The following is a 20,956-nucleotide window of genomic DNA, read 5'->3' as shown; positions in this document are numbered from 1 at the left end:
CGGCGCAAGCCGCGGCGTTAGCCACGGCCCGCACCGATGGTAATCGCTTACTTACCGCCGCGGTTCTTGCAGCCATCCTTGACGGTGCGCGAGCAGATTGGATACTCGGCAGGCGCGGGGGTCGGCGGCGTCACCGTCGGCTGACCGAAGACGATGTTCGCACCACCGGGTGCAGCCATCGGAGCCTGGGGCGCTGCGGGCGGCGGCGGTGCCATTGCCGGATCGGCAGGGGCTGCAGGATCGGCTGCCATCGCCGGATCGGCGGGAGCGGCAGGATCTGCGGCTGGCGGTGCCATTGCCGGATCAGCGGGCGCGGTCTGGGCGGCCGGGTCTGCTGGCGGCATCGTCTGCGGCGCGGTCTGCGCGAGCACGGGCGAGGCGAGCAACGCTGCAACGGCGAGAAGAATGGACTTCATGCGAATCTCCTGAATACTTGGAGCGCAAATTCGTTAGCGCCACGGTTGAACGCACTAAAACCCGCTTGGGTCCTTCGTTTCGCGTCCGATTCTAACCGGCTTGTCTTGGTCCTGCACTAATGACGCGGTCGGCGACCGCTTGCAGCACCCCGACTTTCACCCGCCAGTATCAAGCGAATAGCCAGCCGAGCGCACCGTGCGGATGATATCGGGACGTTCGCCGGTGTTGATCGCTTTCCGCAGCCGCCGGATATGCACGTCGACGGTGCGCGATTCGATGTCCGAATCATGGCCCCACACCGCATCGAGCAGCCGTTCGCGCGAGAAGACCCAGCCGGGATGTTCGAGGAAATGCTTGAGCAGCCGGAACTCGGTTGGCCCGAGGGCGACGACCTCGCCCGAGCGGCGGACCTTGTGGCCGACGGTGTCCATTTCGATGTCGGCATAGCTCAGTGCCTCGCCGGCAAGCGCGGGGCGGACGCGGCGCAGCACGGCGCCGACGCGCGCGACCAGCTCGCGCGGCGAGAAGGGCTTGGTGACGTAATCATCGGCGCCGGTCTCAAGCCCGCGGACACGGTCTTCCTCTTCCCCACGTGCGGTCAGCATGATGATCGGCACGTTCTGGGTCTCGGGCGCGCGACGCAGGCGGCGACACACCTCGATCCCAGACAGGCCTTCGACCATCCAGTCGAGCAGGACGATATCGGGCACCTTCTCACGCGCGAGGAGCAGCGCCTCTTCGCCATCGGGGGTGTGCGCGATCTCGAAATCCTCACGCTTGAAATGCCAGACCAGCAGTTCGGCGAGCGCCGCGTCGTCCTCGACCAGCAGCATCCTTGCACGGGCCATGTCGATTACTCCTGTATGCCGCCGCGATCGCGGTCGGCCATCTGGGTGCCGGTCGCGGCAAAATAGACCATCTCGGCGACGTTGGTCGCGTGGTCGCCGATCCGTTCGAGATTCTTCGCGACGAACAGCAGGTGCGCGACCTGGCTGATCGTCTTGGGATTTTCGACCATGTAGGTCACCAGCGTGCGAAAGATGCTGTCGTAGAAATCGTCGAGCGCGGCGTCGCTTTCGACGACGAGCATCGCCGCCTCGAAATCGCGTGCGGCAAAGGCGTCGAGCACGTCATGGACCATCTCGCTCGCCATCCGGCCCATGGCGGGCAGGATCGAGATCGGGTCGATCCGGTGCTCGCTTTCGATCATCGGCACGCGCTTGGCGATGTTCTTGGCATAATCGCCGATCCGCTCGACGACGCCCGCGATCTTCAGCGCGGCGACGACCTCACGCAGGTCGATCGCCATCGGTGCGCGCAGTGCGATGATCTGCACCGCCAGCCGCTCGACCTCCGCCTCGATCGCGTCGATCTGCTTGTCCGCCGCGCGGACCTCGCGCGCGAGCGCGACGTCGTTACGCTGCAGCGCCTTCATCGCATTGGCGATCGCGTCCTCGGCGAGGCCACCCATCTGCGAGATGAGGCCCCGGAGGCGGCCGATCTCGTCGTCGAAGACCTTTACGGTATGCGTGTTCATCGATCCCGTCCCCATCAGCCGTAGCGGCCGGTGATGTAATCCTTGGTGCGTTCCTCGCGCGGGTTGGTGAAGATGGCGGAGGTGTCGCCATATTCGACCAAGGTGCCGAGGTGGAAGAAGGCGGTGCGCTGGCTGACGCGCGCCGCCTGCTGCATGTTGTGCGTGACGATCACGATCGCATAGCGGCCGCGCAGCTCGTGGATCAGCTCCTCGATCTTGGCAGTCGCGATCGGGTCGAGCGCGCTGCACGGCTCGTCCATCAGGATCACCTCGGGATCGACCGCGATCGCGCGCGCGATGCACAGCCGCTGCTGCTGCCCGCCCGACAACGCGGTACCGCTGTCGGTCAGGCGATCCTTCACCTCGTCCCAGAGACCCGCACGCCGCAGCGACTTCTCGACAATCTGGTCCAGGTCGCTCTTGGCGCCCGCGAGCCCGTGGATGCGCGGGCCGTAGGCGACGTTCTCAAAGATCGACTTGGGGAAGGGGTTCGGCTTCTGGAACACCATGCCGACGCGTGCGCGCAGCTGGACCACGTCCATGTCGGGGGAATAGATGTCGTGGCCGTCGAGCTCGATCTTCCCCTCGACCCGCGCGCTGGCGACGGTGTCGTTCATGCGGTTGAGCGTGCGCAGGAAGGTCGACTTGCCGCAGCCCGACGGACCGATGAACGCGGTGACATTGTCCATGTCGACGTCGATCGACACATTGTCGATCGCGCGCTTCTGCCCATAATAGACGCTGACGTCGCGCGCGGTCATCTTGTGGTTGGTCATCACCAGCGGGTCTCGAATTTGTTGCGGAGGTAGATCGCGACGCCGTTCATCGCGAGCAGGAAGACGAGCAGGACGATGATCGCGGCCGAGGTCTTCTCGATGAAGCCACGGCTGACCTGGTCGGACCACAGGAAGATCTGCACCGGCAGCACGGTCGCGGGGTCACGCAGTCCCGATGGCGGCGCGGCGATGAACGCGCGCATGCCGATCATCAGCAGCGGTGCGGTCTCGCCAAGCGCACGTGCCATGCCGATGATCGTGCCGGTCAGGATGCCGGGCAGCGCGAGCGGCAGGACATGGTGGAACACGACCTGCACCGGCGACGCGCCGATCCCGAGCGCGGCGTCGCGGATCGATGGCGGCACCGCCTTGATCGCATTGCGCCCGGCGATCACGATCACCGGCATCGTCATCAGCGCGAGCGTCAGCCCGCCGACCAGCGGCGCCGATCGCGGCATGCCGAAGGTGCCGAGAAACACCGCAAGCCCGAGCAGCCCGAAGATGATCGAGGGCACCGCGGCAAGGTTGTTGATCGACACCTCGATCAGGTCGGTCCAGCGGTTCTTCGGGGCATATTCCTCGAGATACAGCGCGGACAAGACACCGATCGGGAAGGCGAGCAGCAGCGTGACGATCATCGTCAGCAGCGAGCCCTTGAACGCCCCCCAGATGCCGACCCGCGTCGCGTCGGTCGAATCGGCGGTGGTCAGGAACGTCATGCTCAGCCCGCGCGTCAGCACGCCGCGCGCCTTGAGCCGGGCGACGACCGCCTCCGCCTCGGGCGGGCCGTCACCCTTGGCGGCCATGTCGACCGGGCTGGCGACGGGCACCGCGATCACCGTCTTGCGTGAAAGCAGCCCAGGATCCGCCTTGAGCGCATCGCGCACGGTCACCCAGGCGCCGTCCGACAACAGGCCTTCGCCGTCCTTGCCGAACGCGCGCGTCGCCGCGCTGTCGACCACACCCTCGAGACCGGCGCTGGCGAGCGCGAGATCGGCGCCGCGGCTTGTCAGCCGCGCGGGTTCGATCGGCAGTGCGGCGGCGGCGAAATCGATCGGCAGCGCGACGCGCGTCTCGACGAACCCGCTCGCGCCCTGCCACAGCATCGACGACAGCAGGAAGGCGAGGAAGCCCGCGGAGAGCCAGACCGCGGCCAGCCCGGCGAGGCGGAAGCGGCGCTCGGCAGCATAGCGGCGGCGGATGCGGCTTTGCATCGCCTTGGTGGTCCAGTCGGTCGGCACGCGCGCCGTGGCGGGCTTCGCCGAGGCCGTAGCGTCTGGCGTACCGATGAAGGGGGTGACGCTATTCATAGGCTTCGCGGTACCGTTTCACGACCGTCAGCGCGACGATGTTGAGGAGCAGGGTGACGACGAACAGCGTCAGCCCCAGCGCGAAGGCGGCGAGCGTCTTGGCGCTGTCGAACTCGGCCTCGCCGGTCAGCAGATCGACGATCTGCTTTGTGACGGTCGTCGTGCTGGCGAACGGGTTGAGCGTCAGCGTCGCGACACCGCTCGCCGCCATCACGACGATCATCGTCTCGCCGATCGCGCGGCTGACCGCGAGGAGGACACCGCCGACCACGCCGGGCAGTGCGGCGGGGAGCAGCACGCGGCGGATCGTCTCGGACGAGGTCGCACCCATCGCAAGGCTGCCGTCGCGCATCGACGAGGGGACCGCGGCGATCGAATCATCGGCCATCGACGACACGAACGGGATGATCATGATCCCCATCACGAGCCCGGCGGCGAGCGCGCTCTCCGACGAGGCCCAGCTGATCCCGATCCACACCGCGAAATCGCGCACCGCCGGCGCCACCGTCAGCGCGGCGAAATAGCCATAGACGACGGTCGGCACGCCCGCGAGCACCTCGAGGATCGGCTTCATCCATTTGCGCGTGGTCGGGGCGGCATATTGCGTGAGGTAGATCGCGCTCATCAGCCCGAACGGGATCGCGACGATCATCGCGATCACCGCGCCGATGAAGAACGTCCCCCAGAACAGTGGCACCGCGCCGAGCGACGCGCCCGGATCGCGCGCGTCGACGACCTGCGGGCTCCAGTGCGTGCCGAACAGGAAGTCGGTGATCGGCACGATCGAGAAGAAGCGCGCGGATTCGTAGAGTAGCGAGGCGACGATGCCGACCGTGGTCAGGATCGCGATCAGCGACGCGCCGAGCAGCAGGATCATCACGATCCGCTCGACCCGCGTGCGCGCGCCGAAGCCCGGCCGCACGCGCAGGAACGCGAACGCACCGCCGGCAAAGGTGAGTAACAGCGCGAGCGCGGTCGCGATCCAGTCGTAGCGCGACTGCGCGGCTGCATAGACCGGCGACAGGACGCGCGCGAGCTCGTGGAACGCGCCGAAGCTTCGTCCCTCCGCCAGGCTGCGCGCCTCGGACAGGATCGAGGCCCGGTCGAAGCCGGGCGGGGGCAGCTGCACCGCGGCGGGGCTGGCCAGCACGGTGTCGGTGACGAGCGCGGGTGCGACCATCGACCAGCCGACCAGGAACAGCAGCGGCGGGATCGCGGTCCACAGCGCGACATACCAGCCGTGATGCGCAGGCAGCGAGCTGAACCGCGCGGTGTTGCCGACCCGGAACCGAGCGGCGCGCATCCGTGCGCTCAGCCATGCGATCAGCCCGAGCCCGAGAACGAGGAAGAAGAGGGCGAGCGCCGACATCAGGCCGTCTCCGCCGGTTTCAGGGCGGGGATCGTGTTCCAGTAGTGCATCACGACAGCACCGCCGGGTCGAGGATCGTCTCGTTGGCGATGATCGCCGCCGACCGGGCCTGGACCGCGGGCGGTGCGGCGATCAGGCCGCGCTTCACCAGCGGTCCGGTCGCGCCCCAGTTGGCGGCATAGAGCTTCAGGAACGTCCGCAGGCCCGGGATCGCGCTCAGATGCGCCTTCTTCACATAGATGTAGAGCGGGCGTGACCCCGGATAACGATTGTCGGCGATCGTCGCATAGGTCGGCTCGACGCCGGAAATCGCGACGCCGTTCACGTCGTTCTTGTTCTCTTCGAGATAGCTGTAGCCGAACACGCCGATCGCATTGGGGTTGGACTGGAGCTTCTGGACGATCAGATTGTCGTTCTCACCCGCATCGACATACATTCCGTCCTCGCGGACGCGGGTGCACAGCGCCTTGTGCGCATCGGGATCGGACTTGGCGAGCGGCTTGGCGCTGGGGTCGCTGGCCTCGCAGCCCTTGGTCAGGATCAGCTCGGCGAGCGCGTCGCGCGTGCCGCTGGTCGCGGGCGGGCCATAGACCTGGATCGGCACCGGCGGCAGCGCGGGGTTCACGTCGCGCCATACGCGCGCGGTGTTGGGCCGGCCACCGGGACTGGCGGCTAGCGCCTTATACAGGTCGGTCGGGGTAAGCTGCATCTTCGGGCCGTTCTTTGCCTCGGCAAAGGCGATGCCGTCGATCCCAACCTGGATTTCCAGGATCTGGCCGGCGCCGTTGGCCGCGCAGTCCTTATACTCGCTCGCCTTCATCCGCCGCGACGCATCCTCGATATCGGGATGGCCGGCGCCGATGCCTGCGCAGAACAGCTTCATCCCCGCGCCAGTGCCGGTCGATTCGATCACCGGTGCCTTGGCATCGGGATCGTTGGCGACCAGCTGTTCGGCGATCATCGTCGTGAACGGATAGACCGTCGACGATCCGACCGCGGTGATCTGATCGCGCGAGCCTGCGCCGCCGCCATTCGCCTGATCGACGCATCCGCCGATCAGCGTCGCGCCCGCCAGTGCCGTGACCGCCAGTCCTGAAATCGCCCCGAAACGCTGCACGTCAATTCCCGTCATGCCTGCCCGATAGCGCGGCTAGACCGGATCCTGTGTGACAATCGCGTTACCGTTTGATGACACGCGACGAATTGGCGGGGCCGGCACCGGCCGGCGGCAGGATCACCGCGACCGTCGTGCCGACCCCGACCTGGCTCGCGATGTCGAGGCGTCCCCGATGCCGCTCGACGATATGCTTGACGATCGCCAGCCCCAGTCCGGTGCCGCCGAGCGACCGGCTGCGCCCGGCATCGGCGCGGTAGAACCGTTCGGTCAGCCGCGGGATGTGCACCGCGGCGATGCCGTCGCCCTCGTCGCGCACCGCCAGCCGGACCATGCCGGTCACGTCGCGCGCCAGGGTGATCGTCACCGGCGTCCCCGCGCGGCCATATTTCATCGCGTTGCCGACCAGATTGTGCAGCATCTGCGACAGCTGCACGCGGTCGCCCGACACCGGGGGGACGGCGGGCTCGATCGTCGCGACCAGATCGAGGCCGCGGTTGCCCGCGCCGTCGGCCAGTTCGGCCCGCACGTCGCCGACCAGAATGGCCAGGTCGATCGGCGTGTCGGGGACGCGGTATTTCTCCGCCTCGATCCGGCTGAGCGAGATTAGATCCTCGATCAGCCGCAGCATCCGCTTGGCCTCGTCGTCCATCACCTTGAGGAAGCGCGCGCGGATCGCCGGATCCTCGCCCGCTTCCTCGCTCAGCGTCTCGATGAAGCCGAGGATCGAGGCGAGCGGCGTGCGCAGTTCGTGGCTCGCATTGGCGACGAAATCGACGCGCATCCGTTCGGCGGCATAATTGCCGGTCTGGTCAATCAGATGGACGATGCGCTGGCCGTCGGACAATTCGCCGACGCGCATTTCCCAGCGCTGGTCGCGGGTGCCAAGGCCGACCAGCTCGATCGGCGGAGTCTCGCCCAGCGCGGCGGGGGACGACAGCGCTTCGGCCGCGGCGGGGTGGCGGATCGCCACGCGCGCATCGTCGCCGATGATGTGTTCGCCGAGCAGCGCACGCGCGGCGCGGTTGGCGAGCACAACGCGGCCGTCGCGGACCAGCAGCACGGGCTCAACGATCAGGTCGAGCGTCTCGTCGAGGATCGCCGGATTGACCGGCGCGGGATCGGCGGCGGCGGGCGGCTCGTCCCCGGTCCCGGCGGCGACCAGTGCGGCGGCGATCCCGCCGACCAGCGCGACCAGCCCCGCCTGGATCGACGTGCCGATCGCGAATACCGCGATTGCGGCACCGCCGGCCACAATGATCGCCCAAAAGGTGCGCAGTCCAAATCCGGTCAACATGCGCGCGTGTCTAGGCCATTCGCTGCCCCGCGCGCCAGCCCGTCCCGCAGCGGCACAGCGCCGGCCCCATCGCCCCCTGCAAAGCCCGGTTGCTTGCGCGAGGTTCATGATTGTGAAAGGGCATGATGCTAGCGGAGACCCGATGAGCGACGACACGCGCCCCGACACCGATCCGATCGAGACGACGCCGTCGCGGCGCCGCGTCCTGACGCTCGGCGCGGTCGGTGCCGCTGCGGTCGTGTCGATCCGTCCGGCGCTGGCGCAAACCGCGGGATCGGTGCTCAATTGCGACATTCCGGTGCCCGATGCGGGCCGCGCAGGCAGCTTCATCGATGCGCAGGGCAAGATCGTGCCATCGGGGACCAAGGGCGCGTTTGCGGGCGCCAGCCGGCCGTTCAAGGGCGAGGAGGTCCGGCGCGTGCTCAACAGCGGCGGCCAGCTGCCCGGCACCGATTCCGAACGCAGCCGCGCCTATGTGAACTATATCCGCCGGTTGCAGCGCGGCCAGGGCGGCTTCACCTGCTTCGCCTCGTTGCAGATGCCGCGCGGCTGAGGCCGTGGACGACTCCGCACCGGGGCCGATCTACCGCGCCGACCCGCCGGGCGCGCTGGTGCTCGCCCCGCTCGACGCGTTTACCGCGGTCTATCACCGTCGCTCGGGCATGACTCACCTGCTGACCGAACCCGCGCCGCAGATCCTGGTGATCCTCGGCGAGGCAGGGCTGTCACTGGGTGCGCTGCTCGACCGGCTGGCGGGTGACTATGATCTCGCCGACGCCACAGCTTCGGCGCTGGCGGCGCGGCTCGACGAGCTGGTCGCCGCCGGGCTTGTCGCAACGTCGTGAGACACGCCTTCGCGCTACGGATCGGTCCGATCGGATTCCGGATCGGATCGGACTGGCGCGCGCCGATCGATCAGCTGCGCAGCCTCTACAGCGACTATCCCGCGCCGCAGGCCGGGGTGGCGGATTACACTGTCCGCCTCTTCGCGCGGCGACCCTGGCGGCGGTTGCTCCGCCCGTCGGTCGAGATCGGCGGCGATTACATGCTGCCAGAGGCCGCGCCGCTTCCGCTGCGGCACGGGCTGCTCGCCGCCGAAATGGCGATGAACCTCCAGATGGCGCTCGGCGCACGCCGCCACCTGTTGCTCCATGCCTCAGCGGTCGAACGCGATGGCCGCGCGGTGCTGATGACCGGGGTATCGGGTGCGGGTAAATCGACACTGGCAACTTTGCTCGCGGCGCGGGGCTGGCGGTTCATGGGTGACGAATTCGCGTTGCTCGACCCCGCGACCGGGCTACTTCACGCCTTTCCGCGACTGATCAGCCTGAAGAATGCGGCGATCCCGGCGGCCGAGGCGGCCTGGCCAGACGCGCGGATGGGGCCGCTGATGGCGGCGACTCCGAAGGGCGATATCCGCCACATGGTCCCCGACGCACGCGCGATCGCCGCGATGGATCAGCCGGCGACCCCCGCCTTGCTGCTGTTTCCCCGCTACGGCGATGCGGCGGCGGTCCGGCCGGTGCCGCCTGCCGAGGCGTTCGTGCGGATGACGCAGGCCTCGACCAATTATGTCGCGCTCGGCGAGCCGGGGTTCACAGCGATGACCCGCCTGATCGCGCAGATCCCCGCAGTCGCAATCGACTATCCCGACGGCGCCAGCGGGGTCGCGCAGGTCGAGGCGTTATGCGCGGCGCTGTGACAAACCTCCCGCGTACCGTGGCGGCGGACGCACGCCTGCTTGCCGGTGCGCTCGCCGATCCGGGACGCGTCATGGCGCTCGACGCGGAAGGCTGGACCGCGCTGCTGACGATCGCCCGCGCCGAACAGCTGATCGGGACGCTGGCGCTGCGCCTCGACGGCCTGCCGCTGCCGCGCGCGGTCGAGGCGATCCTCGGCGATGCACGCGACGCCGCGGAACAGGGCCGCCGCGCGGCGCTGTGGGAGGCGGAGATGGCGCGGCGTGCGCTTGCGCCGCTCGGCTGCCCGGTCGTGCTCCTCAAGGGGACGGCCTATGCCGCGGCGGGACTGCTCGCGGGGCAGGGCCGGTCGATCGGCGATCTCGACATTCTCGTGCCGCGGGCGGCGCTCGACCGGGTCGAGGCGGCGGTGCTCGGCGCGGGGTGGGAATGGGTGAAGCCCGATCCGTATGACGACGCCTATTACCGGCGCTGGATGCACGAGCTGCCGCCGCTGATCCACCGCGAGCGCGACCGGATGATCGACGTCCATCACACGATCCTGCCGCTCACCGCGCGGGTCACGCCCGATCCCGCGCGGCTGATCGCGGAGAGCGTCCCGCTCGGCAACGGCCTGCGCACGCTGTCGCCCAACGGCATGATCGTCCATGCCGCCGCGCATCTGTTCGCGGACGGCGACCTGGCGGGCGGCCTGCGCAACCTGTGGGACATTCGCTGTCTGGTCGAGGAATTCGGCACCGAGGGGCTTGCAGAGGAGGCGGCGCGGCATGGTTTGCGCCTCCCCGTCGCGCGCGCGCTGCGCCTCGTCGACAGCGTTTTCGCCGGGGGCCGGCTGGCGGCCAGCGACCGGCTCTATGTGCGGCGGCTGACCGCGCGCGACGGCTGGGGGCGGCCGACCCGCCCGGTCACGCGGCTGGCCTTCTACGTCCGGTCGCACGCGCTGCGGATGCCGCCGGCGATGCTCGCGCGCCATCTGTGGACGAAGTGGCGCAAGGCCTGAGCGCCCGCGCGGGGGATCAGTGCAGCGTGCGCAGCCGCGGCGGCCGTGTCCGGCGCACCATCGCGATGATCGCGACGACGACGGCGATCGCGATCGTGTCGGCGATCCAGTCGCGAATATCGCAGTCGCGGTGCAGCGACGGGATCGACTGTGCCACTTCGACCATCGCGCCGAGGAAGGACAGGCGTTCGAGCACCTTGCGTCCGCGCGCCGCCGGATAGGCGAACGACGCCAGCGCGGCGAGCGTCGCGAAGGCGAGCATGTGCTGGAACTTGTCGCCGAACTGGTCGATCGGCAGATGCGGCGGCTTGGGGAGCAGTGCCATCGTCACGGCGCAGACGATCGCCAGCGCCAGCGCGATCTTGAAGAACCCGGTCAGGTCGCGGTCGCGGCCGTTCACGCCGCGGTGCGCCGGGCGAGGTCGTCGAGCGCGGGGATCAGCGCATCGAATCCGTCGATCACCGCCTCTGCCCCAAGCTCGTCGACCGGCTGCATCAGAAAGCCGAAGCTGCACGCGATCGTCGGCAACCCTGCCGCCTGTCCCGCCTGGATATCGAAGATCGAATCGCCGACGAACGCCGCGCGGGGGGCGTCACCTTGCGCCCCGGCGCGCTTCGCGTCCGCCACCACGGCGCACTGCCGCACCATTTCGTGGATCGGCATCGGCGACGGCTTGCCCTCCGCCATCGTGTCGCCGCCGAGGATGCAGGCGAACCGGTCGGTCAGGCCGAGTTCGTCGAGCACGGTGCGCGCGAATCGTTCGATCTTGTTGGTGACGATCCCGATCGTGACGCCGCGCGCCGCCAGCGCGTCGAGCGCCTCGATCACCCCGGGATAGGGCCGTGTCAGCACACAGATATGCGCCTCGTAATAGGCGAGCAGCGCGGCGTGCAGCCGGTCGAGCATCGCCTCGTCATAGCCGCCGGTCGCGGTCAGCCCTTGTTTCAGCATGTGCCGCGCGCCGCCGCCGATCATCGGCTTGACCTGTTCGACGCTCAGCGCCGGCCGGTCCGCGAGCGCGAGTGCATGATTGACCGCCGCGGTCAGGTCGCCGCTGGTGTCGAGCAGGGTGCCGTCAAGGTCGAACCCGACGATATCGAATGAAAAATGCGTCATCGCCGTGATGCCTGCCAGCGCGGCTATGGAATTGGCAAGGCTTTCGTGGCAGCGGTCCTTCCATGACGACGCATATGCACGACCAGTCCATCGCGGTGATCATCCTGGCGGCCGGCAAGGGCACCCGGATGAAGTCCGACCTGCACAAGGTGCTGCACCCGATCGCGGGGCGGCCGATGCTGCACCATCTGGTCGCGAGCGCGGCGACGCTGCACCCCGCGCGCACCGTCGTGGTGACGGGTGCCGGGCGCGAGCAGGTCGAGCGTGCGGTCGCCCCGCTGGGGATCGCGACGGCGCTTCAGGCCGAACAGCTCGGCACCGGCCACGCCGTGGCGCAGGCGCGCGCCGCGCTGGCCGGGTTCGAGGGCGATGTGCTGATCCTCTATGGCGACGTCCCGCTCGTGACCGCCGCGACGATGCAGCGGATGATCGACCGGTTGCACGGCGACGATGCGCCCGCCGCAGTCGTGCTCGGTTTCCGTCCCGCCGATCCCGGCGCCTATGGCCGCGTCATCGCCGATGCCGCCGGCCGGATCGACCGGATGGTCGAATATAAGGACGCTTCCGACGCCGAACGCGCCGAGACATTGTGCAATTCGGGGCTGATGGCGGTCCATTCGCGCGACCTGTTCGCGTTGCTCGCGCGCGTCGGCAACGACAATGCGGCGGGCGAATATTATTTGCCCGACATCGTCATGCTCGCCGCCGCCGACGGCCGGACCTCGGCAGTGATCGAGACGGGCGAAGGCGAGGTGGCGGGCGTCAACAGCCGTGGTGAACTCGCCGCGGTCGAGGCGGCTTGGCAGGCGACGCGCCGTGCCACCGCGATGGCGGACGGCGCAACGCTGATCGCGCCCGACACGGTCTGGTTCGCACACGACACGCTGCTCGGACGCGACGTGACGATCGAGCCGAACGTCGTGTTCGGCCCGGGCGTTCGCGTCGCCGATGGCGCGGTCATCCATGCCTTCAGCCATGTCGAGGGCGCGAAGATCGGCGAGAAGGCGGATGTCGGCCCGTTCGCGCGCCTGCGGCCCGGTGCGGATCTCGGCGCCGGATCACGCGTCGGCAACTTCGTCGAGGTGAAGAAGGCGACGATCGGCGTCGGCGCGAAGGTCAATCATCTGAGCTATATCGGCGATGCCGAGATCGGCGCGCGCGCGAACATCGGCGCGGGCACGATCACCTGCAATTACGACGGCTATTTCAAATATGGTACCGTCGTCGGCGAGGACGCGTTCATCGGCTCGAACTCCGCGCTGGTTGCGCCGGTGACCGTCGGCCGCGGCGCGATCGTCGCGGCGGGGTCGGTGCTCACGCGCGATGTCGACGCCGACGCACTCGCGCTCGTTCGTCCGCCCCAGGTCGAGAAGCCCGGCTGGGCGGCGCGATTCCGCGAAATGATGGTCGCCCGCAAAGCCGCTCGTCGGTGACGCCCCGCGCGACCGATCGCACGCGGTTCCCGACTGGACCAGGATCATGCGGCGCGTGTCGCACGCCTCGCCCGACAAGACGAATGGATAGATAGCATGTGTGGCATCGTGGGAATCCTGAGCACTGACGACGTTGCCGAGCGGTTGCTCGACGGTCTCAAGCGGCTCGAATATCGCGGCTATGACTCGGCCGGCATCGCGACCGATCATGACGGCGCGATCGAGCGGCGGCGCGCATCGGGCAAGCTGGTCAACCTCGCCAACGAGCTCGCCGCGCATCCGCTGCCGGGCAGGACCGGGATCGCGCATACGCGCTGGGCGACGCATGGCGGGCCTACCACCAACAACGCGCATCCACACGCGACCGGCGAGGTCGCGGTCGTCCACAACGGCATTATCGAGAATTTCAAACCGCTGCGCGACGAACTGATCGCGCGCGGCCGGACCTTCACCAGCGAGACCGACACCGAAGTCGTCGCGCATCTGATCAGCGAGAAAGTCGAGGCCGGCAGCGATCCGATCTCGGCGGTGCGCGAGATCCTGCCGCGGCTGCACGGCGCGTTCGCGTTAGCGATCCTCTTCCGCCAGCATCCCGATCTGCTGATCGGCGCGCGGCTCGGCTCGCCGCTGGTCGTCGGCCACGGCGAGGGCGAGATGTTCCTCGGCTCGGATGCTCTCGCGCTCGCGCCGCTGACTCAGCGTATCGCCTATCTCGACGAGGGTGACTGGGTCGTGCTGACGCGCGACGGTGCGCAGGTCTATGACCGCGACAACGCGCCCGTCGAGCGCGCGATCACACTGTCGGGGATCACCGGCGAGGTGATCTCGAAGGGCAACCACAAGCATTACATGCTCAAGGAGATCTACGAGCAGCCGATCGTCGTCGCGCAGACGCTGCGTTCGTATCTGAAGCGGATGGAGGGCGAGGTCTCGCTGCCGATCCCCGAATTCGACCTGTCGACCATCAAGCGCGTCACGATCGTCGCGTGCGGGACGAGCTTCTATGCGGGCATGGTCGCCAAATACTGGTTCGAGCAGTTTGCGCGCGTCCCCGTAGACCTCGATGTCGCGTCAGAGTTCCGCTACCGCGCGCCGGTGATGGAGGAGGGCGGCCTTGCGCTGTTCATCTCGCAGTCGGGCGAGACCGCGGACACCCTGGCCGCGCTGCGCCATGCCAAGGCCGAAGGGCAGAAGATCGCGGTCGTCGTCAACGTGCCGACCAGCAGCATGGCGCGCGAGGCGGACCTGTTGCTGCCGACGCATGCCGGCCCCGAGATCGGCGTCGCCTCGACCAAGGCGTTCACCTGTCAGCTTGCGGTGCTGGCCGCGCTTGCAGCCAATCTGGCGCGCGCGAAGGGCCTGCTGACCCGTGAGCAGGAGCGGGAGATCGTCCGCCACCTCGCCGAGGCGCCCGCCGCGCTCAACGGTGCGCTGGCCTATGACGAGGCGATCGAGGCGATGGCGCACACCGTCGCCGGCGCGCGCGACGTGCTGTATCTCGGCCGGGGCACGGATTATCCGCTCGCGCTCGAGGGGGCGCTGAAGCTGAAGGAAATCAGCTATATCCATGCGGAGGGCTATGCCGCGGGCGAGATGAAGCACGGCCCGATCGCGCTGATCGACGAACATGTGCCGGTCATCGTCATCGCACCGTCGGGGCCGTTGTTCGACAAGACCGTCAGCAACATGCAGGAGGTGATGGCGCGCGGCGGCAAGGTCGTGCTGATTAGCGACTATGACGGCATCCAGGCGGCGGGCGAGGGCTGCATGGCGACGATCACCATGCCCAAGGTCCACCCGCTGATCGCGCCTCTGGTCTATGCGGTGCCGGTCCAGCTGCTCGCCTATCACGTCGCTGTGCTCAAGGGGACCGACGTCGATCAGCCGCGCAACCTGGCGAAGTCGGTCACCGTCGAATAAGGGCGCCGCGGCTCAGGCCGCCTCGCGGTGGGGCAATGGCGGCATCTGGTCGTCGCCGTTGAACCGCGCGATCCAGGGTAGGACGTCCTGCGCTTCGAGCGGGCGGGCGAAGACATAGCCCTGTGCCTCGTCGCACGCCATCCGCGTCAGCGTGTCGACGGCGCCGACGGACTCCACGCCCTCGGCCACCACGCGGAAGCCGAGCTTTTTCGACAGCGAGATCATCGTCGCGATCACCGTCCGGCTGCGGGCGTCGTCGGTGTCGAGCGGGTCGACGAACGACTTGTCGATCTTGACCACGCTCGCGGGCAGCGTCTGGAGATAGGCCAGGCTGCTGTGGCCGGTCCCGAAATCGTCGATCGCAACGCGGACCCCGGTCGCCGCCAGCGCCTCGAGCCTGGCGAGCGACTGCGCCGAATTCTCCATCATCGCGCTTTCGGTCACCTCGACCTCGAGCATGTCGGGCGCGACATTGTGCGTGTCGAGCGCCGCGGCGATTGCCGCGACGAGTCCGTCCTCGTCGAGATTGGTCGCCGAGATGTTGATCGACAGAGGCAGCGAGACGCCACACGCCTGCCACGCCGCCAGCTGACGCAGGGCGGTGTCGAGGACGAATGCGGTGGTCGGCTTGGCGAGCGTGGTCCGCTCGACGATCGGGATGAACTCCGCGGGCGATACGTCGCCCAGCGTCGGGTCGTTCCAGCGCAGCAACGCTTCCGCCCCGACGCAGCGACGTGATCCGAGGTCGATCCGCGGCTGATAGACCAGGCGGAGCGACGCGCCGTCCTCCAGCGCGGTGCCGAACGCGCTGAGCAGCACGATATTGCGCCGGTATTCGGAATCGTTCGACGTCGCATAGACGCTGATCAGGCTGTCCTTGGCCTGCGCATCCTGTGCGGCGCTGTGGGCGGCGCGCAGGATTTCCTGCGACCGGATCGCGCCCAGCGTCACGGGGACGATCCCGGCCGCCATCGTCGTCACGAACCGCGCGATCGAGCCCGCGGCACTGACCGCGAGCCCGGCGCTCACCACGTCGAGATAGCCGGGCATGGTCGCACCGGGCGAGGACAGGAAGGCAAACTGGGTCGCGGCCACGTGATAGAGCGTTCGTGCGGATCCCAGTTGCTCGCGCAAGGTCCGCGCCGATTCCTTGACGAGCGTTTCGATATAGCCGGCGCCCATCACCCGGATCAGCGCATTCAGCTGGTCGGCGCGCGCGAGGTCGAGCAGCACGACGAAGCGCTGCTCGCCGGGCGTGTCACGCGCGAGATCGTCGAGATCTTCCAGAAACCGGAAGCGGTTGGGTAGCGCGCTGACCGGATCGACCCGCCCGACCGCATGCTGGAGGTCGATCTGCGCCATGACCATCGCCGCAAGGTCGGTCAGCGCGGCAAGCTCCTCGGGCGAGGCGGTTCGGGGTTCGGCGCCCAGCACGCAGAGCGACCCGAGCCCATGGCCCTCCCGCGTGATCAGCGGCGCACCCGCATAGAAACGGATGCCGGACTGCGCGAGCGGGCTGTTGGCATAGAAGCCGTCGGCGGCCAGATCGGGTATCACCAGACCCTGCGTTGTCTCGGCGACCTCCGCGCACGGGGCCTTGGCCCGCGCGATGTGGTCGTGCGTGATTCCGACGCGCGATTTGAACCATTGCCGGTCGGTATCGGTCAGCGAGATTGCGGCGATCGGGAGCCCGAAGATCTGGCCTGCCATCCGGGTGATGCGATCGAAGCTTTCGCTGGCGCTGGTGTCGAGCAGGCGCAATTGGCGCAATGCATCAAGCCGTGCCGCCTCTTCAAACGCCCGCATTTCTCTGCTCCAGTCGCCAGCATTATGCGCAACGAGTCGACTTGCACGATATACTTATGTTGTTAACATGGAGTAAATTACAGCAACTTGACGGATCTGCCCCGCCGGACGAATTGCTGCAGCCAAAGCATTGGTTTGGGGACAGGGATGAGCGAAATACCATTGGTGGCCGGGATCGAACTTGGCGGGACCAAATGCATCTGTATCCTGGCGCGGGGGCCCGATGCGATCGAGGAAATCGTACGAATTCCGACAACTCGCCCCGACGAGACGCTCGCCGCGATCGAAGCCGTGCTCGACCGCTGGAGCGGTTTCGTCGCAATAGGGATCGCAAGCTTTGGCCCGGTCGGGATCGACCGGCGCGGCGGTGATTACGGCCATATCACCTCGACGCCCAAGCCCGGTTGGGCGGGGACCGACGTCGCCGGGCGTCTGCAGCGTCGCTATGCGGTACCGACCGGCTTCCATACCGACGTCGTCGGCGCGGCGCTGGCCGAGGCGCGCTGGGGTGCGGCGCAGGGCCTGGCGGACATCGCCTATGTGACGGTCGGCACCGGGGTCGGGGCGGGGCTGATCGCGGGCCATCGACCGGTCGACGGCCTGATGCATTCGGAACTCGGGCATATCCGGCCGGTCCGAACGCCGGGCGACGACTGGATCGGCAGTTGCCCGTTTCACGGCGCCTGCCTCGAGGGGCTTGTATCGGGGCCGGCGATCGCCGCGCGGCTCGGCCATCCCGCCGATGAGGCCCCCGCCGATCATCCGGTCTGGACGGGCGTCGCGGAGGCGCTCGGCCAGTTATGCCACACGCTCGTGCTCACCGGCATTCCGCGCAGGATCGTCATCGGTGGCGGGGTGATGGGCGCCGGCCATCTGTTTCCGCGGGTCCGTGCCGCGCTGACGCGTAGTCTCGGGGGGTATATCGCATTGCCCGAGCCGACGCTGGTCGATACGTTTGTCGTACCGCCGGCACTCGGCGGCAATGCCGGCCCGCTCGGCGCGATTATCCTTGGTGGCCAAGCGCTTGGTGACTCGGTCGGAGGGTCGGGAAGCTCGGCCTTCATGTCATATTAATTACAGATGCCTACCCACCGGGCCGCGCGATAGGGCCTGGAAAACCGCTTATACGGGCGGGGTCAGGTATCGCGAGGAACGGTGTCCGATGCGTATTCTGATTGTCGACGACGAACCCGGAGTTCATGACGACTACGCCCGTGCGATACTCGGGACGGAACCGGCGGCGGCTGACCCGCAGGCCGACGGGTTTTCTATAACCTCCGTCGGGACCGGCATCGACGCGATCGCTGCGGTCGAATCCGCAATCGCCGAAACCGCGCCGTTCGCGGTCGCCTTCCTCGATCTGCAGATGGCGTCGGGGCTCGACGTCTGCGAGACGGCGCGCCGGATCCGTGAACTGGACCCCGACATCAATTTCGTGATCGTCACCGCGCTCGACGGTGCCTCGCTCGCCGGGATCGCCAAAGTGGCCGGGCCGGTCGACAAGGTCTTCCATATCGCCAAGCCGTTCGTCGGCGCCGAGTTGCGCCAGACCGCGCTGGCACTGACGCAGCGCTGGCAGTTCGACCATGACTGCAACGCGGTGCGTGCAGCGCTCGTGCGGCAGGTGGCGCAGCTAGAGGTCCGGGCTGCCGAGCTCGCCGCCAATGAAAGCCGCGCGATCCATCTCGCCACGCATGATTCGCTGACCGACGCCCCCAACCGGCTGGCGTTCCTCCGCGCGCTTGCCGAACGCACCCGCGCGGACGGGTGGTTCGCGACGGTGATGATCGATCTCGACCGGTTCAAGCTGGTCAACGACACGCTGGGGCATCTTGCCGGCGACGCGCTGATCCGCGAGATCTGCGCGATCCTCGGCCGGTCCTCGCCCGACGGCGCGCTGGTCGCGCGGCTTGGCGGCGACGAATTCGGCGTGTTGTTCAGCACCGCGGACGAGACCAGCGCCTTGCTCGCCTGCGAACGGATGATCGCGGCCTGTTCGGTCAGCCTCCAGGTCTTTGGCAGTTCCGTCCAGGGCGGCGCCTCGGCCGGGCTGGTCGTGACGCATGGCGGGCAGGGCAGCGACCCGGTCGACGTCATGCGGCGGGCCGATCTCGCGCTCAACGACGCCAAACGGAGCGGCCGGCGCATGGCGCGCGTGTTCGACGAGAGCATGGACGAGGATATTCGCTTCCGCCGGCGCGTCGAAAGCGGGCTCGGCGAAGCGATTGCGAACAACGAGCTCAGCCTGGTGTTCCAGCCGATCGTGTCGCGCGAATCGATCGAGGTGGTCGGGTTCGAGGCGCTGCTGCGCTGGAACACCATGGCTTACGGCCCGATCAGCCCGGGCCTGTTCATGCCGATCGCGGAGGAATCGAACCTCATCCACGATCTGGGCGACTGGGTGCTGCGCAACGCGCTCGCGGTCCTGACACAGTGGCCGGGCCAGTATGTCTCGGTCAATTTCAGCCCGCGACAGTTCCGGCGCCACCATTTCGTCGACTATGTCAGCGAGAGCGTCCGCCGTGCCGGGGTCGATCCCAGCCGGTTGCAGATCGAAATCACCGAGACCGCGATCTTCGACGATGCCGAGCGCGCGGCGGAGACGCTGGGCGCGCTGCGCCGCATGGGGTTCCGCATCGCGCTCGACGATTTCGGGACGGGCTATTCGAGCCTGCACAACATCCGCACCTTCGCGCTCGACTGCCTGAAGATCGACCGTAGCTTCATCGAGGGGATGGGCCGCGAGCGCGAAAGCGCGGCGATCGTCCATTCGATCATCAGTCTGGGCCGCGCACTCGGCATCGGGGTCATCGCCGAAGGGGTTGAGACCGAGGCGCAGGTCCAGGCCTTGCGCCTGGCGGGGGCCAGCCATCTCCAGGGCTTCTTCTTCTCGCACCCGGTGCCTGCTGCGATCGCCCGGACCATGGCGGAAGCACGCGGTCTGGGTGGGGATCCCGCCGCGGCGCCCCGCGTCATGGCACCGTCGCCGGGCGTCTGACCCCACACCCGCGAAGCGAGCGGCGGGTTAGAGCAGCACGGGCTGCGCGTCGTCCGGCTCGTCACCGACCAGCCCCGACAGCGTCAGGCCGAGCAGCCGGACGCCCTGCGGGACCGGAAGCTGTGCCATCAGCAGGTCCAGTCCGGCGGCGACGAACGCAGCCTTGTCGACCACCGCGGCGCTCGACGATCGGGCACGCGTGATCGTCCGGAAATCGGCATGGCGCAATTTCAGCGTCACCGTCCGCCCGCGCGTGTCGTGCCGTTCGATCCGCACCCACGCCGCATCGGCGACGCGGTGCAACGCCTCGCGCAACGCTGCCGGATCGCTCAGATTGGTCTCGAACGTCCGCTCCGCACCGACCGACTTGGCGGCACGGTTGACGCGCACCGGGCGGTGATCGATCCCGCGTGCTGCCCCGTAAAGATAGTCCGCATAGCTGCCGAAATGCGCCTGGAGGAACGCCAGCGGGCGTTCGAGCAGATCGGCACCGGTCAGGATGCCGAGCTGTTCCATGCGCTTGGCGGTGACCGGGCCGACGCCGTGGAACCGCTTGACCGGCAATGACGCGACGAACGCGGCCCCCCGTTTCGGCGTGATGACGCAGATCCCGTCGGGCTTGTTCTGGTCCGACGCCAGCTTGGCGATGAACTTGTTGTAGCTGACCCCGGCAGAGGCTGTCAGCCCGGTATCGGCCTTGATCCGCGCACGGATCTCCTCGGCGATCGCCTGCGCCGATCCGACCCCGCGGATATCGGCGGTGACGTCAAGATACGCCTCGTCGAGCGACAGCGGTTCGACGAGCGGGGTGAAATGCGCAAAAATCGCGCGGATCTGATCGGACACCGCACGGTACACGTCGAAGCGCGGCGGCACGAAGACGAGGTCGGGACAGCGCCTGAGCGCGGTGACCGATGGCATCGCGCTGTGCACCCCGAAGGTGCGCGCCTCGTAGCTCGCGGCAGCGACCACCCCGCGCGCGCGCGAACCACCCACCGCGACCGGCCGTCCCTTCAATGTCGGGTCGTCGCGCTGTTCGACCGAGGCATAGAAGGCGTCCATGTCGACATGGATGATCTTGCGCTGCACCGGCGGCGGGGTAGGAGAAGCGGCCATCTGCACCGCAGATAGGTTCTGACGATGCGCGGAAACAGAGCGTCGTT

20 protein-coding genes are annotated in these 20,956 nt (G+C 68.1%); 8 read left to right on the top strand and 12 right to left on the bottom strand.

Annotated elements, in window-relative coordinates; genetic code table 11:
- Positions 1-47 precede the first annotated feature (47 nt).
- The 8 genes from IFT54_RS11345 to IFT54_RS11310 form a co-directional block, all read right to left on the bottom strand.
- On the bottom strand, positions 48-416 hold the full coding sequence (locus IFT54_RS11345; RefSeq protein ID WP_192070694.1) for a hypothetical protein: 369 nt from the start codon (positions 414-416) through the stop codon (positions 48-50).
- Between the two features lie 156 nt (positions 417-572).
- Positions 573-1,265, bottom strand: a complete 693-nt coding sequence (gene phoB, locus IFT54_RS11340; protein WP_031395853.1) for a phosphate regulon transcriptional regulator PhoB — start codon at positions 1,263-1,265, stop codon at positions 573-575.
- A 5-nt stretch (positions 1,266-1,270) separates the two neighbouring features.
- Positions 1,271-1,954, bottom strand: a complete 684-nt coding sequence (gene phoU, locus IFT54_RS11335; RefSeq protein ID WP_031395854.1) for a phosphate signaling complex protein PhoU — start codon at positions 1,952-1,954, stop codon at positions 1,271-1,273.
- 14 nt (positions 1,955-1,968) lie between these two features.
- Positions 1,969-2,730: a phosphate ABC transporter ATP-binding protein PstB gene (gene pstB / locus IFT54_RS11330; RefSeq protein WP_192070811.1), complete on the bottom strand. Its 762-nt coding sequence runs from the start codon at positions 2,728-2,730 to the stop codon at positions 1,969-1,971.
- Complete coding sequence (gene pstA, locus IFT54_RS11325; protein WP_192070812.1) at positions 2,730-3,944, bottom strand: phosphate ABC transporter permease PstA; 1,215 nt, start codon at positions 3,942-3,944, stop codon at positions 2,730-2,732. The genes pstB and pstA overlap by 1 nt, the downstream gene beginning before the upstream one ends.
- Positions 3,945-4,032: 88 nt before the next feature.
- Positions 4,033-5,409: a phosphate ABC transporter permease subunit PstC gene (gene pstC, locus IFT54_RS11320; RefSeq protein ID WP_031395857.1), complete on the bottom strand. Its 1,377-nt coding sequence runs from the start codon at positions 5,407-5,409 to the stop codon at positions 4,033-4,035.
- Between the two features lie 49 nt (positions 5,410-5,458).
- Positions 5,459-6,526, bottom strand: a complete 1,068-nt coding sequence (locus tag IFT54_RS11315; protein WP_342354813.1) for a substrate-binding domain-containing protein — start codon at positions 6,524-6,526, stop codon at positions 5,459-5,461.
- A gap of 61 nt (positions 6,527-6,587) precedes the next feature.
- A complete protein-coding gene (locus tag IFT54_RS11310; RefSeq protein WP_056406039.1) occupies positions 6,588-7,820 on the bottom strand; it encodes an ATP-binding protein in 1,233 nt (410 codons plus the stop codon).
- Positions 7,821-7,962: 142 nt separating this feature from the next.
- On the opposite strand from IFT54_RS11310, the gene IFT54_RS11305 reads away from it, so the two are divergent.
- The 4 genes from IFT54_RS11305 to IFT54_RS11290 all read left to right on the top strand — a co-directional run bounded on the left by IFT54_RS11305 (position 7,963) and on the right by IFT54_RS11290 (position 10,520).
- Entirely contained in the window at positions 7,963-8,373 is a 411-nt protein-coding gene (locus IFT54_RS11305; RefSeq protein WP_031441639.1) for a hypothetical protein, read from the top strand.
- 4 nt (positions 8,374-8,377) lie between these two features.
- Complete coding sequence (locus IFT54_RS11300; RefSeq protein WP_342354812.1) at positions 8,378-8,665, top strand: HPr-rel-A system PqqD family peptide chaperone; 288 nt, start codon at positions 8,378-8,380, stop codon at positions 8,663-8,665.
- Complete coding sequence (locus IFT54_RS11295; RefSeq protein ID WP_192070693.1) at positions 8,662-9,522, top strand: HprK-related kinase A; 861 nt, start codon at positions 8,662-8,664, stop codon at positions 9,520-9,522. Before IFT54_RS11300 ends, IFT54_RS11295 begins: the two co-directional genes overlap by 4 nt.
- A 71-nt stretch (positions 9,523-9,593) precedes the next feature.
- A complete protein-coding gene (locus IFT54_RS11290) occupies positions 9,594-10,520 on the top strand; it encodes a nucleotidyltransferase domain-containing protein (RefSeq protein ID WP_244648895.1) in 927 nt (308 codons plus the stop codon).
- Between the two features lie 16 nt (positions 10,521-10,536).
- Here the strand turns inward: IFT54_RS11290 and IFT54_RS11285 are convergent, their stop codons facing one another.
- On the bottom strand, positions 10,537-10,920 hold the full coding sequence (locus IFT54_RS11285) for a hypothetical protein (protein ID WP_342354811.1): 384 nt from the start codon (positions 10,918-10,920) through the stop codon (positions 10,537-10,539).
- Positions 10,917-11,636 carry an HAD hydrolase-like protein gene (locus IFT54_RS11280; protein ID WP_192070691.1) on the bottom strand — a complete coding sequence of 240 codons (720 nt, stop codon included), beginning with the start codon at positions 11,634-11,636 and terminating at the stop codon, positions 10,917-10,919. Before IFT54_RS11280 ends, IFT54_RS11285 begins: the two co-directional genes overlap by 4 nt.
- A 62-nt stretch (positions 11,637-11,698) precedes the next feature.
- Between IFT54_RS11280 and glmU the strand changes: the two genes are divergently transcribed.
- Complete coding sequence (gene glmU / locus IFT54_RS11275; protein ID WP_244648852.1) at positions 11,699-13,069, top strand: bifunctional UDP-N-acetylglucosamine diphosphorylase/glucosamine-1-phosphate N-acetyltransferase GlmU; 1,371 nt, start codon at positions 11,699-11,701, stop codon at positions 13,067-13,069.
- A 96-nt stretch (positions 13,070-13,165) separates the two neighbouring features.
- Positions 13,166-14,989, top strand: a complete 1,824-nt coding sequence (gene glmS, locus IFT54_RS11270) for a glutamine--fructose-6-phosphate transaminase (isomerizing) (RefSeq protein ID WP_192070690.1) — start codon at positions 13,166-13,168, stop codon at positions 14,987-14,989.
- A gap of 12 nt (positions 14,990-15,001) precedes the next feature.
- Here the strand turns inward: glmS and IFT54_RS11265 are convergent, their stop codons facing one another.
- Complete coding sequence (locus tag IFT54_RS11265) at positions 15,002-16,795, bottom strand: putative bifunctional diguanylate cyclase/phosphodiesterase (protein ID WP_192070689.1); 1,794 nt, start codon at positions 16,793-16,795, stop codon at positions 15,002-15,004.
- 147 nt (positions 16,796-16,942) lie between these two features.
- Between IFT54_RS11265 and IFT54_RS11260 the strand changes: the two genes are divergently transcribed.
- Positions 16,943-17,869 carry an ROK family protein gene (locus IFT54_RS11260; protein ID WP_166746162.1) on the top strand — a complete coding sequence of 309 codons (927 nt, stop codon included), beginning with the start codon at positions 16,943-16,945 and terminating at the stop codon, positions 17,867-17,869.
- Between the two features lie 88 nt (positions 17,870-17,957).
- The gene (locus tag IFT54_RS11255) at positions 17,958-19,793 is read left to right on the top strand and encodes a putative bifunctional diguanylate cyclase/phosphodiesterase (protein ID WP_192070688.1); all 1,836 of its coding nucleotides are present in this window, start codon (positions 17,958-17,960) and stop codon (positions 19,791-19,793) included.
- Positions 19,794-19,820: 27 nt separating this feature from the next.
- Here the strand turns inward: IFT54_RS11255 and dinB are convergent, their stop codons facing one another.
- The gene (gene dinB / locus IFT54_RS11250) at positions 19,821-20,909 is read right to left on the bottom strand and encodes a DNA polymerase IV (protein WP_031395771.1); all 1,089 of its coding nucleotides are present in this window, start codon (positions 20,907-20,909) and stop codon (positions 19,821-19,823) included.
- Positions 20,910-20,956 lie beyond the last annotated feature (47 nt).

Origin of the sequence: Sphingomonas sp. CFBP 13714 (genome assembly GCF_014842205.1) — a bacterium.
Classification (GTDB): Bacteria; Pseudomonadota; Alphaproteobacteria; order Sphingomonadales; family Sphingomonadaceae; genus Sphingomonas; species Sphingomonas aerolata.
This window is presented reverse-complemented; position numbering and strand designations above follow the sequence as displayed.

What these genes read in the sequence shown, in the direction of transcription:
- pstB (WP_192070811.1), bottom strand. Translation starts at nt 2,730, where the DNA reads ATGACCAACCACAAGATGACCGCGCGCGACGTCAGCGTCTATTATGGG.
- IFT54_RS11345 (WP_192070694.1), bottom strand. Translation starts at nt 416, where the DNA reads ATGAAGTCCATTCTTCTCGCCGTTGCAGCGTTGCTCGCCTCGCCCGTG.
- IFT54_RS11260 (WP_166746162.1), top strand. Translation starts at nt 16,943, where the DNA reads ATGAGCGAAATACCATTGGTGGCCGGGATCGAACTTGGCGGGACCAAA.
- glmS (WP_192070690.1), top strand. Translation starts at nt 13,166, where the DNA reads ATGTGTGGCATCGTGGGAATCCTGAGCACTGACGACGTTGCCGAGCGG.
- pstC (WP_031395857.1), bottom strand. Translation starts at nt 5,409, where the DNA reads ATGTCGGCGCTCGCCCTCTTCTTCCTCGTTCTCGGGCTCGGGCTGATC.
- dinB (WP_031395771.1), bottom strand. Translation starts at nt 20,909, where the DNA reads ATGGCCGCTTCTCCTACCCCGCCGCCGGTGCAGCGCAAGATCATCCAT.
- glmU (WP_244648852.1), top strand. Translation starts at nt 11,699, where the DNA reads ATGACGACGCATATGCACGACCAGTCCATCGCGGTGATCATCCTGGCG.
- IFT54_RS11255 (WP_192070688.1), top strand. Translation starts at nt 17,958, where the DNA reads ATGCGTATTCTGATTGTCGACGACGAACCCGGAGTTCATGACGACTAC.
- phoU (WP_031395854.1), bottom strand. Translation starts at nt 1,954, where the DNA reads ATGAACACGCATACCGTAAAGGTCTTCGACGACGAGATCGGCCGCCTC.
- IFT54_RS11310 (WP_056406039.1), bottom strand. Translation starts at nt 7,820, where the DNA reads ATGTTGACCGGATTTGGACTGCGCACCTTTTGGGCGATCATTGTGGCC.
- pstA (WP_192070812.1), bottom strand. Translation starts at nt 3,944, where the DNA reads ATGCAAAGCCGCATCCGCCGCCGCTATGCTGCCGAGCGCCGCTTCCGC.
- IFT54_RS11305 (WP_031441639.1), top strand. Translation starts at nt 7,963, where the DNA reads ATGAGCGACGACACGCGCCCCGACACCGATCCGATCGAGACGACGCCG.
- phoB (WP_031395853.1), bottom strand. Translation starts at nt 1,265, where the DNA reads ATGGCCCGTGCAAGGATGCTGCTGGTCGAGGACGACGCGGCGCTCGCC.
- IFT54_RS11290 (WP_244648895.1), top strand. Translation starts at nt 9,594, where the DNA reads ATGGCGCTCGACGCGGAAGGCTGGACCGCGCTGCTGACGATCGCCCGC.
- IFT54_RS11265 (WP_192070689.1), bottom strand. Translation starts at nt 16,795, where the DNA reads ATGCGGGCGTTTGAAGAGGCGGCACGGCTTGATGCATTGCGCCAATTG.
- IFT54_RS11280 (WP_192070691.1), bottom strand. Translation starts at nt 11,636, where the DNA reads ATGACGCATTTTTCATTCGATATCGTCGGGTTCGACCTTGACGGCACC.